We start from the raw sequence: 14398 nt of genomic DNA, 5'->3' as shown, positions 1-14398 counted from the left end.
CCATGATGCGCTTGCCCTTTTGGTCCAATTGGAATTGTGTGAAAGCATTCACTACGTCGCGAACTTCTTCGCTAGGCACGGAAAGGGCCACTTCTGTTTCAAGCACATTCAATGGTTCAGCCGGTTGTTCTGGCATCATCAATCGATCTTGAGCCGCATCCGCTTGACCTACCGCGCATACACAAGCAAGTGCCAATACAGGCATAAATGTTTTGAATTTCATACTTCCTCCTTATGATGAGCCGCCCCGGAAAGGGCGGCTTTCACAATCCTTACATGAGTGGTTAAGAACTCGAATATTCAGATTCGATTATTTTGTAAGACCTGCTTGTTGCATCAACAATGCGATTTGAGCTTTCATTTCTTCATTATCGCGTTGTACTTGATCGTATTTAGCAGTTAACTCTAGGTCATGTTGTTTCATACGTTCATTTTCAGCTTTTAAAGCAGTCACTTCATCCTGCAATACATATGCAGAGCTGATAGGGCCGGCTTTGTAACGTGCAGGAACCGCTTTCTTAGCGTCGGATGTACCAAATTTGTAGGATACGCCCGCATTAATCATGTTGTCATGACCGCCAAGAGATACGCCCATATGGAACATTGTAGATTCATTAGTATAGTGCGCCACGCCTACAGCTGCAGCTGTGCTGCCTTTATAGTGACCTACAGCAGCCAATACTTGAGTTGGTTCCAATGGATCATATTGTAAAGGTTTGAGGCCGGAAATAGCTGCACTAGTCGCACCTACATCAGCGATTTTACCATCCACACTACGCATAGCACTGCTCAATTGATTTACATTAACCGCATCAGTGCCATCTACACCAGGGCCAACATTAGTAATTCTATTACCACCGTTGTTAAGGCCGTCTTTAGTAAGGCTTACAGCATTACCTTGAGCAGGTGTAATTGTCACGCCGCCACCGTTCATAACAGTTGTATTACCAGCAGCATCTGTAGTAATTACGGACTCAAGACCTTTCAAGTCTTTCGCCAACTTGATATTGTAACCATCACCAGCAGCGTTTTTCACAACACCGATATTGTTGTCTGCCAAACGGTTCACATCCGCACCGCCTTTAAGGTTCATAGTATCTCCCAATCCACGAACCACTTTACCGCTATCACCAGGTTGGTCACCTTGGAATACACGACCTGTTCTTGCTTTGTTATTGAAGTCGTCATTAACAGCTTTCAATTGATCTTCTGTTGCGGCACGACCAGGAACTGCTACAGGATTTTCAGGATCCCAAGTTTTGTTATCCAAACCTGTTACGAAGTTACCTTCTTTACCGTTGGAAGTTTGTTTCCCTACGACTACATCGCCAGCTTTCACAGTATTTGCCGTTACGGAACCGTCATTGCCGTCAATCTTAACTTGATTTCCGCCATTGCCAGCTGTAATTGTACCTGCAGAACCGTCGATGTTAACTTGTTTTGCTGGGTCTTGACCAAGAGTGATCTTATCGTTCAAGGCCATTTTGATAGCGCCGTTGTCCACGGAAGTTTTGATATTGCCATCACCTTTTACGTCGATTGTTTCGCCAAGAGGTTTCTTCACGGATTGACCATCTTCCGCTTTAAGACCAAAGCCTGTAGTTTTGATGTCTTCAATAGCTGTATGCAATTGACCACCGTTTACAGCGTCCTTGCTACCTTTAGCAACATTACCGTCAGCTACGTTCGTAACCTTCTTGCCTGCCGCATCAATGCCGTCTTTTGTTACCTTAGGACCGTTTTCGATAATCAAACCATCTTTATTAACAGTAACAGCTTTGTTGCCACCATCATTGATTTGCAAGCCGTCTTTCGTCAACTTAGTCGCTTCATTAGCGCCGTCTTTAATCGTAACGCCATTTGTATCCATCTTAGTGTCGCCTGTTGTTACAGTCTTAGCTGTTACAGTATCTACAGTGATGTCTTTTTTCAATTCTACCTTAACAGCACCGCCGTCTACGGATGTTTTGATATTCGTGTCATCACCTTTAACTTTAACAGTTTCACCAAGAGGTTTCTTCACGGATTGACCGTCTTCCGCTTCAAGACCGAAACCATTGGTTTTAAGGCTTTCAACAGCACTATGCAATTGACCGCCGTTAACAGCGTCTTTGCTATCTTTGGCAACCGTACCGTCTTGAACATTAGTAACCTTCTTGCCTGCTGCATCGATGCCGTCCTTCGTCATAGATGGACCATCGGTAATCTTCACGCCGTCTTTTGTAACAGCTGTCAACGGATTACCGGCTGCATCTTTAATAGTCATGCCTTCACCGTTCACAACGGTTTTACCGTTTGCACCGTTAGCTCCGTTGTTGAAAGTAATGGAGTTCAAGTCTTTAAGGTCTTTTGCCAAACGAACATTGAGAATATTATCTTTGCTGATAACACCAATATTGTTTTCAGTCAAATCATCTTCGTTTGTTAGGCCGCCCTTAATGTCCAATTGTTCATTAAGTTTTTTCTTGATAACATTACCGGAATCACCACCGTATGCCATACCATCATCTTTGGTTGCCACTTGATGTGTCTTACCCTTTTCATCAGTGTATTTAATACGAGTGATTTCGTTACCGTTGAGGTCCGGATCACCTTTTTCAACAGAAATGTCAGCGCTACGGCCATCTTTACCGTTAAGACCGATGTGACCTACGCCGTCTTTACCTGAGATGGATACAGCTTCTTTGCCATCCTTACCAGTCACAGCTACCTTGCCATCTGTACCGTTCGCAGTGTCAGGACCTGTAATGGACACACCGTCCTTACCGTCTTTGCCAACTTTCACGGATTCAGCTTTAAGGTTTTTATTCATCTTCACGTCGATAGTCGTGTTACCTTTATTGTCTTGGTTGATGAAAGTTTTAATATTTTCACCGCTGTAGTCAGCATCATCAGCTTTACCTTCACCTTGAACAGTGATAGTAGAACCAAGTTTATTAGTTTGTTCACCGCCTACATTAGCATTGAATTTCAAACCTTTATTAGTCAATGCGTCCGCACTATCTTTGATTTTGTCATTCAAGTAGTCCACATTAACCGCTTCGCTACCATCGTTGCCTGTAGCATATGCCACATTCGTTACGTGAGTACCGCCTTGTTTGTTGTTATATGCAGGACCTTCGTAAGTTACCTTGGATTTATCAGGATTACCAGTAGGGTCCAAATCATACTTAACAGCACGGTCATTCAATTTATCAAGTTTGGATTTAGAAGCAACGTCTTTAATTGTAACAGTTTCTGTTTGATCCGGATGGTTCTTATCCTGTACAGTCAACGCTACATCGCCGTTCGCATCCACAGTATAGTCTCCATTGGAGCCTGCCGCCTGATTTTTGATCAAACGATAATCAGTGGAGTTAGCACTTTGAGCATCCAATGCTTTTTTCAATTGATCTTCTGTTGCCGCACGACCGGATACAATCTTACTTGCATCCCAATCTTTATTATCAAGGCCTGTTACATAGTTGCCTGTTTCGCTGTCGCCAGCTGCGTTGTTAACAGTTTGACCACCCATAATAGCGTCGCCTGCTTTCACAGTCTTAGCAGCCGTTACGGAATCAAGATTTTTAAGGTCTTTCGCCAATTGAAGTTCCAATTTGTTAGTGCCATCAGCTTTTACGTTAATATTGCCGGCTGCGCTCTTGAACGCTGCAGATTCAGCTTCAGTTACGCCTTCACCTTGTACTTTCACCAAGGAATTCAATTTTTGTTTATTCACAGTACCAGTATTGTTGCCGGTGAATTGTAAACCGTCCTCCATAGTCGCAACTTGATGCTCGCCGTTGCCGTCTTTGTAAACGATACGAGTAAGACCGTTTGTACCGTCTACACCTTTTTCACCTTTAACGCCTGTAGCAGGATCGTCGTAACCAGGTTTCACGGACAAGTCGATACCATTAGTACCATTCACGCCGTTCGTTCCAGCAGGGCCAGTCAAGCCGATGTGACCTACGCCGTCCTTACCGGAAATAGAAACTGCTTCTTTACCGTTTTTGTCAGTAACAGCTACCTTGCCATCTGTACCGTTCGCTGTGTCAGGACCTGTAATAGATACGCCGTCCTTACCATTTTTGACAACCTTCACAGATTCAGCCTTAAGGTTTTTATTCATCTTCACGTCGATAGTCGTATTGCCTGTCGCCGCATCTTGTTTGATGAAAGTTTTAAGGTTCTCACCGCTATAATCAGCGTCAGCAGCAGTACCTTCACCTTGAATTGTAACAGTAGATCCTAATTTGTTAGTTTTTACGCCGCCTACATTAGCATCGAATTTAAGACCTGTATTGATAAGTTCATTTTTAGCATCGTGTAATTGACCGCCATTTACAGCATCTTTGGAACCGGCCGCTACGTTACCGTCTTTCAGGTTGGTAATCTTAGTGCCGTCCGGACCTTCCAATGTTACTGTGTCATGGCCTGTGTTACCGTCATATTTTACGGAACGATCTTTTACCTTATCAAGTTCAGTTTTTGATGCAATATCCTTAATCGTTACAGTTTTAACATCACCGGATTTTTCGTCTTTTACCTTCAAGTCAACTTGATTGTTATCAACTTTGTAAGAGCCGTCTGCGGCGTTGTTCGGATTAGCAATTAAGCGATAATCTGTAGCATTTGCATTAGACGCTTTCAAAGCATCGCTAACCTTCTTAAGTTGGTCTTCTGTCGCTGCGCGTCCCTCTACATACGTAGGATCTGAAATGTCCCAAGTTCTATTATCTAAACCTGTTACAAAGTTACCAGTTTGATTGCCACCTTTTTTATCCGCTACCGTATGATTACCTACAGTGGCAGTGCCTGCTTTCACAGTGTCAGATGCCGTTACAGATTGCAAACCGGTCAAGTTTTTCGCCAATTGCAATTGTAATTTTGCATTGCCGTCTGCACCGACAGCCGCAGAAGTAACACCGATATTATTACCTGTAGCAAGATCAGAAGCACTTGTTACGCCACCTGTGATGTCCACTTGTTTGTTAAGTTTAACATTAGATGTAGCACCCATGTCGCCTTTGAATTTAAGGCCGTCGTTCAAAGTTGCCACTTCTTCGCTCGTGCCATCAGGTTTTTGGTACGTAATACGAGTTGTAGTCGCGCCAGGAGCGCCATCTACACCGGATTGACCGTCACGAGTAACGGAAATGTTAGTTGTTACACCATCTTTACCGTTGATGCCGATTTTACCGTCTTTGCCGTTTGCACCAGTAGCAGTAATTGTTTCTACATTAAGGTTTTTACCAAGTTTTACATCAATTGTGCTATCGCCGTTACCGTTTTGAGAGATTTCCGTAATGATGTTGGAATTATCCCCTTTAACTGCTACTTTGGAGCCCAATTTATTTGTTTTTTCACCGCCTGTATTAGCGTCGAATTTAAGACCCTTATCAATAAGATCTTGTTTAGTTGTATCAATCTTATTGTTTAAATCATTTTTAGTATTTGTGATTTGGTCACCAAGATCCTGCTTAACTTGATGTAATTGACCGCCGTTTACAGCATCTTTAGAACCAGCCGCTACGTTACCATCTTTCAAGTTGGTAATCTTTGTACCGTTAGCACCTTCTAATGTTACTGTGTCATGACCTGTATTACCATCATATTTCACAGAACGATCTTTTACTTTATCAAGTTCAGTTTTAGACGCAATATCCTTAATTGTCACAGTATTAACTGTACCGGATTTATCGTCCTTCACTTGTAGATCAACTTTATTGTTATCAACTTTATAAGAACCATCTGCCGCGTTATTCGGATTAGCGATTAAACGGTAGTCCGTAGCACTTGAGTTAGCCGCTTTCACAGCATCGCTGACAATTTTAAGTTGATCTTCTGTTGCCGCACGTCCGGATACAAAGGCGGGATCAGTTAATGTCCAATTTTTATTGTCCAAACCGGATACAAAGTTACCGTTCTGAGCAGCACTTTTGTTATCTGTTACAGATTGGTTGCCCATAGTAGCAGTACCAGCTTTTACAGTTTTTGTAGCAGTTACCGTATTAACGCTGATGTCTTGACCCAATGCAACCTTAATTGTTGTATCGTCGCCAGTTTGTGTAATTGTAGTATCGATGTTAGTACCATCACCAGCTACTGTTACCTTGGAGCCTAGTTTATTTGTTTTTTCGCCGCCATTATCAGCATCGAATTTCAAGCCTTTATTAATAAGCTCTGTTTTTGTATTATCAAGTTCTGTTTTAGATGCGATATCCTTGATAGTTACAGTTTTCTTATTCGCAGGATTTTTAGCATCTTGTACAGTCAAGTCAACTTTATTGCCAGATACAGTGTAAGCTTTATCAGCAGCACTACTGTTTTCAACTAATTGATAGTCAGGAGCGTCTACGTCAACTTTATATGTTTTATATGTACCATCAGTACCTTCTGTAATCGTTGTGTTTTTACCAGCAACAACTTTTACTGCTTTTTGTGCTTCATCACGAATAACGGATTTACCGCCGTCTGTAATGTTGGACAAGTCAGTTTTTGCCACTTTAGTTGGATCTACATCTACAGTGTAATTACGTACACCGCTTGCGTCAGGTTGTCCACCTGAAAGCGTCATTAAACCGCTAGTGCCCAAGGATACCTTTGTATCCATGCCATTTACAGTATATGTTTTTTGACCTGTAGTAGAATCCACTGCAGGAGCCCCAACCGTCACATTATTACCTGCCTGTACAATAGTACCTAATGCAGTAATATTCTTTTTACCAGCATTGGTAATATTGGATAAATCTTGGTTAGCTGCATTGTCGATTTTATTCTTAGTAGCATCAGTCAACGCTACATCGATTGTTTGGTTGTTAACAGATGTCGTAACATAAGAACCATCGCCTTTTACAGTCAATGTTTGGTTATCTAATAAAACGTCATTTTTGCCAGTGTTACCAGCTACTTTCAAATTAATATTGCGCAATTGTGCCACGTTAACAGCATCAGTATCCGCAGTACCTGCAGCCACGTTTGTGATTTGACGAGTTTTTGTACCGCCGTCACCTACGGACACCGCACCCATAGTGGATGTCAACGCAGCGCCTGTCAATCCGCTATAGCCATTTGTACGGCTGTCTGCAGTTTTAACATTATAACCCGCTTTACCTGATACAACAGAAGCAACAGAATTCGCACCCAATGCAACGCCATCATCTACGCTGGATTTAGCTTTATAACCGATTGCAGTGCTGTTTGCATTAGCTGCAGTCGCATCAGCACCGACAGCTGTCGCGAAGTTACCTGCTGCAGAAGTACGTACACCGGCTGCTGTCGCATTATTGCCTGTAGCACCTGTGTTATCGTAGTTCGCATCGGCAGATGTGCCTTTAGCGCTGAAGAAATTCGTTTGCGCCGCTTCAACAGCCTCTTTTACCGTATGGTATGTGCTGTTCTTGATATTAAAATCAGGCGCTTTATATGTAGAACCATTCGCTTCATAGCCCGTATAGGTAGGACCAGCGATGGATTTTGCCAAGTTACTGTTTACAAATTTTAATTGTTTTACATTTGTTGCGTCAGTATCATTTTCACCGCCTGCTACATTGATGATACGGCGTTCAGAACCTACGTTACCTACCGCAACTACACCGTTTGCAACATTGTTATTTTGTTCGTTAGTGAAAGCAGAGTAACCATTAACCAAGGCACCTCTTACTTCCGTACCAGCACCCAATGCCAAAGAGTTATTGGACTCAGCCTTAGCATTTGTACCGATAGCCATGGAGTTAGTGCCTGTAACAGTAGCACCAAGACCGATAGCTGTCGTATTAGTATTGTTTGCTTTTGCTTCTTTACCAATTGCAATCGCACCATCTTTGGAAGCATTAGATGCACCGCCAAGCGCAAGCGCATCTGCACCTAGAGATTTCGCATTACCCCCTAATGCGATAGAATTGGATTTAGTTGCTTCAGCAGTACTACCCATAGCGATAGCATCAGCACCTGTTGTTTTAGCCTGATTACCCATAGCAAAACTGTTTGCACCACTTGCAGTTGCACTTTTACCCATCGCTACCGCATTTTGTGCGGATGATTGCGCTGTATTACCGATGGCAAACGCATTCTCTGCACTAGCATTAGCACTATAACCCATAGCTACCGCATTGGCGCCACCAGTGCTGGATGAAGAACCGAATGCCATGGAGTCAGATGCAGCAGTAGATGTTCTCGCCTTTGTACCGAATGCAAGGGAACGAACACCTTCTGTTACAGTATTACCATTAGCATTATATTGTGCACTAGGAGTACCATGTTGTTGACCAGGCAATTTTATAGTTTCTGCTGCACCGATTGCAATGGATTGATCTGCTTTTGCTGTAGCAGAATAACCCATGGCAAAACTACCGTTGCCCTTTGCCCAAGATGCAGTACCTAATGCTGCAGAGAACTCACCTTCTGCAGCGGATTGACGCATCATAGCCAAGGAGTTAAATCCGCTCGCCTTTGTAGCTGTACCAAGAGCCATAGCAGATGGAGATAAGGCTTGTGCATAATGTCCTAAAGCAAAGGAAATACCACCTGTAGCTTGAGCATAGTTACCAATCGCTAAACCAGAGTAATAGTTTGTACTACCTTCTCGTATATTTGTATTGCTACCGATAGAAATACCGGAGAACATATTTGTTGTATAATTGCTGCTATCATTACTATTATCAAATGGTTTTAAATTCCCTGGATTTTGATAGTTGTATAAATAACTACCATCACTAGACTGTGGTTTGCCAGTAACATACCCAGCACCATTTACACCATCAATAATCATAGCAGTATGATCGCCGGCCGCATAAACAGTAGAAATATTACCACCCATCAATAATGCAGCCACCGCCATAATCGCACTCATGCGTGCCCAGGTTGTACCGCTTTGTATGGATTTCACCTTGCCGCCACCTGTTTTTACGATTTCAGATACTACTACATAGCATTTTTTTGTCTTACTCCAAATGACATTATAAATTCGATTCATAATTATCCTTCCTTACCAAAAACTTAGTAAAACACAGCACTTGTGTTTCCTCATATTGCAAACAAAATAAAAAGAAGAAACATAACGATTAGTTATCATCTACACTTCTTGCACAGAATAATAGTATTCCAAATTACGATTCGAATACTATAAATATTTATGATGTATCATCATATACTCACCCACGGCTATACAATATCAAAAAATTTCTATCTTGTAAACAACTTTTTCATCTTCTCTTCATTTTTATCGTTTATTTATTTTATATTTAATACTTTTTAATTTTAAGAAATAGAATCTTCATCTTTCCTATCAATTATTACGATAAATCCACATATCGGGATATAACGATTATTGTAATTACGTAATCAATTTCATATTTTTAAACTTTTCAGTTTAATACTTTCATAGATAAGATAATTTTATATACAGAAGGATTATCATCTACAGGTACACGAAAAAGCCGAGGCCCTAGAGCCTCGGCTCTTACAATATAAATATAGATTATATATAAATATTTATATAGATATTCTATTTTTTATTGATCCTTATACGTTCAATAGTTGGTTGTTCTTCATGATTCTTGGCAATGGTATCCACACGGAATAATACCATTTCAGGTCCAAATTCAGATATGAGTCGATCATCAACGACAACACTGTTAATCAACATACACCGTATGTTGACGACGCACATTTTCCAACATATTAGCACGAACCGATGTTTTTGTATCCGATCGATGGTTACCACCAAACCAAGCCGTATCGACACCGGCTAGACGGAACATGACTTTACCGTACGGACTACCATGCTCATGCTCCGGCTTGTTGTAGCCCATGTCCACGGAAATCCTCGGCGTGAGCTGCAACTCCGTACCGATGCGCAAGCCATGCTTATCCTCACTACGGCGCAACTGCCAACGATAGGCTTCCATATACACGCGCGCCCAACGGGCATTCTTGAAGCTTGTCCCGTATTCCGCAGTATATCCGTTAGACACACTCTCCAAGCGCATCACACCGTCAAGGGAACGCTCGCCGGACACACCGCGATACCAGTTCATGCGAAACGCACCGATACCCGATACATACTCTAGCCCGACGCTCATACGACCATGATTGCCTCTGAACCGATGGTCATAAAACAGATTGCCACCGTAATAATGGTCATCGTTCTCAGCAATTCGGCGATAGCCGATACCCACATTCGCCGTCGTTCCTGTATCCGCTGCATTCGCCAACCGCTCCTGTGTAAACCACACATGACGAGATGTCTCATCATAATGACCTAACGGCTGCAATGTTTCCACACCGTACAAAGGCTTCCAGTTTTTCTGAAAGCGCAATGACAAGACGGTTCGCTGCATCCACGGTTTCGCCTTCGATCCGTGCATTGCGGAATGAACACCAGTCATGACCACCGCCTGCAACGCAGAGTTGACCGCATCCGTATCGGAATAACGAGTCGTCTTTTTATCTGTGGAGTCCGGCATCTCCAATCCGCCCTGACCGATGACATGATCTGGAGTATGAGATGAATTAACATGGAATGTATCTAAGTCGTCAGATAATACGGGCTTACTTTCACTATGAACTTGTTTTACCGTAGTCCCCTGCATAGGTTGCGCTGTTCTGTCCACCTGTTTTCCCGACACAGGCATGACAAACATACATAAGGCACTCATCAACACGATTATATATTTCATTACACACTCTTACGTACAAACACACTTCTCATTACGTAATTATGTACGTACTTAATTACGTACATAATACTTAATTACACACGATTAAATATGCCGATGATTCATGATTTTATCATGAACAACACATGAAATTATTTCTATTTTATATAGATATATAGAGGATTGTCAATGCAAATACAATACAATATGCTACATTCATACAAAATATCCATACAATATAATCGTTACAATCCATAATATTATTTTATATACATAAATAAATTTCATTTTATTTATATATAAGCTCTTCTTAAATATTTATAATAAGTGTATAATCAAAATATATAAACAACGTTTAATGAATTCTTAAAAGGAGAATTACAATGAAGAACAAATTATTACCAATGGGTATTATAGCTTTAATCATCGCCGTAATCATCTTGCTGATTATTCCAGATCCATCAGCGAACAACGTAGAAATCGCAAGACATGCAACCAATGCACAACAAGCGGCACAGGCCATTTCCAAGAATAACCAGACATCCATTCTTATCCACACCATCGGTATGTTCTGTCTCGGCCTCGGCATTGCATCGACCGTAGGCGGTATTATCGTGAAATTTATCAAGAAAGATAACTAAAACCTCTTACAGAGCCTAAAAGGGGCTGTAATTGAAATGCAGTTATATCGCATTCAATTACAGCCTTTTCTGTCTATTCTTCCAATGACTATTTTCACACAAACACACTAAAACCAAAACACAAAAAAGCTGTACACACAATCGATTTTTGAACTACCTTTGATGTCACATTGGTTTTGACATCAAAGCCGTTCAATCTAATCTATGTATGTACAGCTTTTATGATTATTTATATGTAGTTATTATAATAATGTATTTCATCTCAATTTGACGATATATATTTTTATCCCTATAATATAGGTAGATAGCCAAGCGAGTGGTTCCGTTAGGCTCATCTCAGAACTATAAATAATTGATGAAATGGCCTTTCAGTTATCCAGTTACGGGTAACGAAGGGCTATTTGTCTTTTCCAAGACAAATAAGAGCCACAAGTGCTCCAAAGGCAATAACTACAGTTATTACCTCTAGAATTAGCATGATTAACTCATAATCACTCATAGACACCCCTCCCTTCATTAACAAAGAGAGGCCCAACCTCGTTGACTATCCTAATCCTATTATAAGTCGAACTAATGCTCGATACAATAAGAAACGTTTTAAAGAAATATATGAATGAATCAATAGACGACTTTACCTGTCATGCAATTATCGATGTACTAAAATCGCTCCTATCTATTAATAATTCGCTTAAAATTTATGTGTAAATCCTGCATTTACAGACCAACCGGCCTTATAATCACCAGATAGACCTGTACTAATATCAGCAAAGATGCTGTTATTTGCATTAAAACCATAGCGACCACCAAAGGCTAAATCTGTCCAAGTGCCTTTAATGTCCTCGGAAGTGTATTTAGTAGTAGCACCACTTGTATACGTAGTTTTTACTGTACCGGAGAATACATGGTTAACACCAAGACGAGTATATAGATTACCTGCGCCGAAATGTTTACCGATTTCAAGGCCAAGACCGCCTACTGTACTGCTCACACCAGACTGATCTACATGCATACTGCCAGCATTGAAGCTATCACCACCAAAGTGAGTATAGCTCAATTGTGCTTGTGGCTCGATATATGTACCATTTGAAAGTTTCACGGTTTTACCATAGCGTGCACCAATTGTATACGCATTAGTTTTAGTCTCACCAGAAAGTTTTTCACCAATCTCATTACGAACAGTGAAATCGTTAGATGCACGACCTACTTGGGACTCAATATGGATATATTGGTTGTTACCAAGATCTTTCAAACCATACGTACCGACAGCGAAAGCTTTTTCCTTACCAGAGCCGTTGAAAATGTAATCATCGTTACCACGAAGATAGGAAACTTGACCACCTATAGTCCATCCGCTGCCAGTTTTAGCATCGTAACCACCTTGAATACGTGTATAAGTTGTATCTGTGTCGACACCGTTTCCACTAAAGCTGTATTTACCGCCACCAACACGAGCCCAAATACCTGTCGGTTCCCCTTGTTGTAATACGCGTGAACGATACATATTATCTGTCAACGTTCTCCAACCATTAATATTACTCATAATGGCGGAACGAACGCCGCGCATATGTGGTGTATCAAAGGCACCCATATTCACATGCATCTGAGGATTCTGCGCAAGAGCTGGTGTTTGATTTTCTTCAGATTTCGGAGTCGGTTGCGGTGTTGGTTTCACCTCTGGCTTAGGTGTTGGTGTTGGCGCTGGTTTTACCTCTGGCTTTGGAGTCGGTTGCGGTGTTGGTTTCACTTCCGGCTTAGGTGTTGGAACCGGAGCCGGTTTTACCTCAGGCTTTGGAGTCGGTTGCGGTGCTGGTTTCACTTCCGGCTTAGGTGTTGGAACCGGAGCCGGTTTTACCTCAGGCTTCGGAGTCGGTTGCGGTGCTGGTTTCACTTCCGGTTTAGGCGTTGGCGCCGGAGCCGGTTTTACCTCAGGCTTCGGAGTCGGTTGCGGTGCTGGTTTCACTTCCGGCTTAGGCATTGGAACTGGAGCCGGTTTTACCTCACCATACTCATATTTACCCTGACCATTTTTATCAGCCTGCCACGTAACAGCACCTTCCTTAGCATGACCTTCGGTTAATACTTTAAAGCGTGCAGATTCAGCACCTGTAGAGGCAATAGCAACTGTACCTTGAAGGTTTCTTTCACCATTTACATAATTGTGATAGTACACCTTATGTGCCAAGTTATCTAAAACTTTATTTACATTATCTTCACTAGACAAGTCTAATCCCTTACGACTCGTATACATATGAGCACCGGAATTAGGTGCCGCACTTGTAATATGGATATCACCACCCCAGAAGGATTCTGGAGTCAACCCATTTACAAGATTTTTACGCTCTTTGTAATCTGGATCTTCTTTGTCATCATACTCACCATTTGGATCATAAATAAAGTTTACATGACCTTCTAACTTATCAATGTGAATTTCATTATGCTCACTTTGAGTTACTATGGATTCAAAATTACGATTTTTTGAACCTACCAAACGATGTACACGGCTTGGAGTTGTCATTGTGCTATATCTAGTGCCATTTAAACCACCTTGATACATATGGTCCCAATAACCACGATCACCAAGAAATACATTGATATGGTTTGGCTGTTTTGCATTCTTATCTGCTAAGTTGAGAGCAAAGCCAGTCCATAGTACTTCATCACTATCTACACCGATATTAATTTCAGATGGATGTGTATCGCTACCATCGATACGCACATCGCCTTCAATGGACATATCATGGCCAGTAAAATTACCCTTATTACCATCTACGCCGAGATTTACAGTACCGCCTTTAGCAATAACAAGTGGATTACTGCCACGACCAACTTGAAGATCGCCATTTTTAATATTCACAGTACTTCCATTTTGACTAGTAATGATAGTCTTTCGTCCATCCATTAGTCTACCAGATACATAATCTGCATTAATAGTACTCTTATTATCTGCATCAATACCATACAGTGTCCCTTGTACCTTTCCCAAGTTTAAGGTCTCACCCTTAACGGCACTAATAACAGTATCTTCTGCCATTACATTAGGCATTACAGAGCTAGCAATCGTCAGGGCAATCGCTAATGATAAGTTTGCTTTACACACACGTTTCATAAGAACCCTCT

General features: G+C 41.5%; 4 protein-coding genes and 2 pseudogenes. 1 reads left to right on the top strand and 5 read right to left on the bottom strand.

Annotation, left to right across the window (positions count from 1 at the left end; all coding sequences use genetic code 11):
- The 4 genes and pseudogenes from E7L28_RS06895 to E7L28_RS06880 form a co-directional block, all read right to left on the bottom strand.
- A pseudogene (locus E7L28_RS06895) lies at nt 1-223 on the bottom strand (hypothetical protein); the annotation flags it as partial.
- Nucleotides 224-310: 87 nt separating this feature from the next.
- The gene (locus E7L28_RS06890) at nt 311-8956 is read right to left on the bottom strand and encodes an ESPR-type extended signal peptide-containing protein (RefSeq protein ID WP_316711563.1); all 8646 of its coding nucleotides are present in this window, start codon (nt 8954-8956) and stop codon (nt 311-313) included.
- Nucleotides 8957-9487: 531 nt separating this feature from the next.
- Nucleotides 9488-9619: pseudogene (locus E7L28_RS06885) on the bottom strand (YadA-like family protein); the annotation flags it as partial.
- Entirely contained in the window at nt 9618-10322 is a 705-nt protein-coding gene (locus tag E7L28_RS06880; protein ID WP_316711564.1) for an inverse autotransporter beta domain-containing protein, read from the bottom strand. The gene E7L28_RS06880 and the pseudogene E7L28_RS06885, both read right to left, overlap by 2 nt.
- Nucleotides 10323-11023: 701 nt before the next feature.
- On the opposite strand from E7L28_RS06880, the gene E7L28_RS06875 reads away from it, so the two are divergent.
- Nucleotides 11024-11281, top strand: coding sequence for a hypothetical protein (locus E7L28_RS06875; protein ID WP_024062154.1), 258 nt, complete (start codon nt 11024-11026; stop codon nt 11279-11281).
- Between the two features lie 688 nt (nt 11282-11969).
- Here E7L28_RS06875 and E7L28_RS06870 read toward each other — a convergent pair.
- Nucleotides 11970-14387: an autotransporter domain-containing protein gene (locus E7L28_RS06870; RefSeq protein ID WP_316711562.1), complete on the bottom strand. Its 2418-nt coding sequence runs from the start codon at nt 14385-14387 to the stop codon at nt 11970-11972.
- Between the last annotated feature and the right edge of the window lie 11 nt (nt 14388-14398).

The organism is Veillonella parvula (genome assembly GCF_032575955.1).
GTDB lineage: Bacteria > Bacillota > Negativicutes > Veillonellales > Veillonellaceae > Veillonella > Veillonella parvula_J.
The sequence above is the reverse complement of the archived record's forward strand: the minus strand, read 5'-3'. Positions and strand labels throughout refer to the sequence as shown.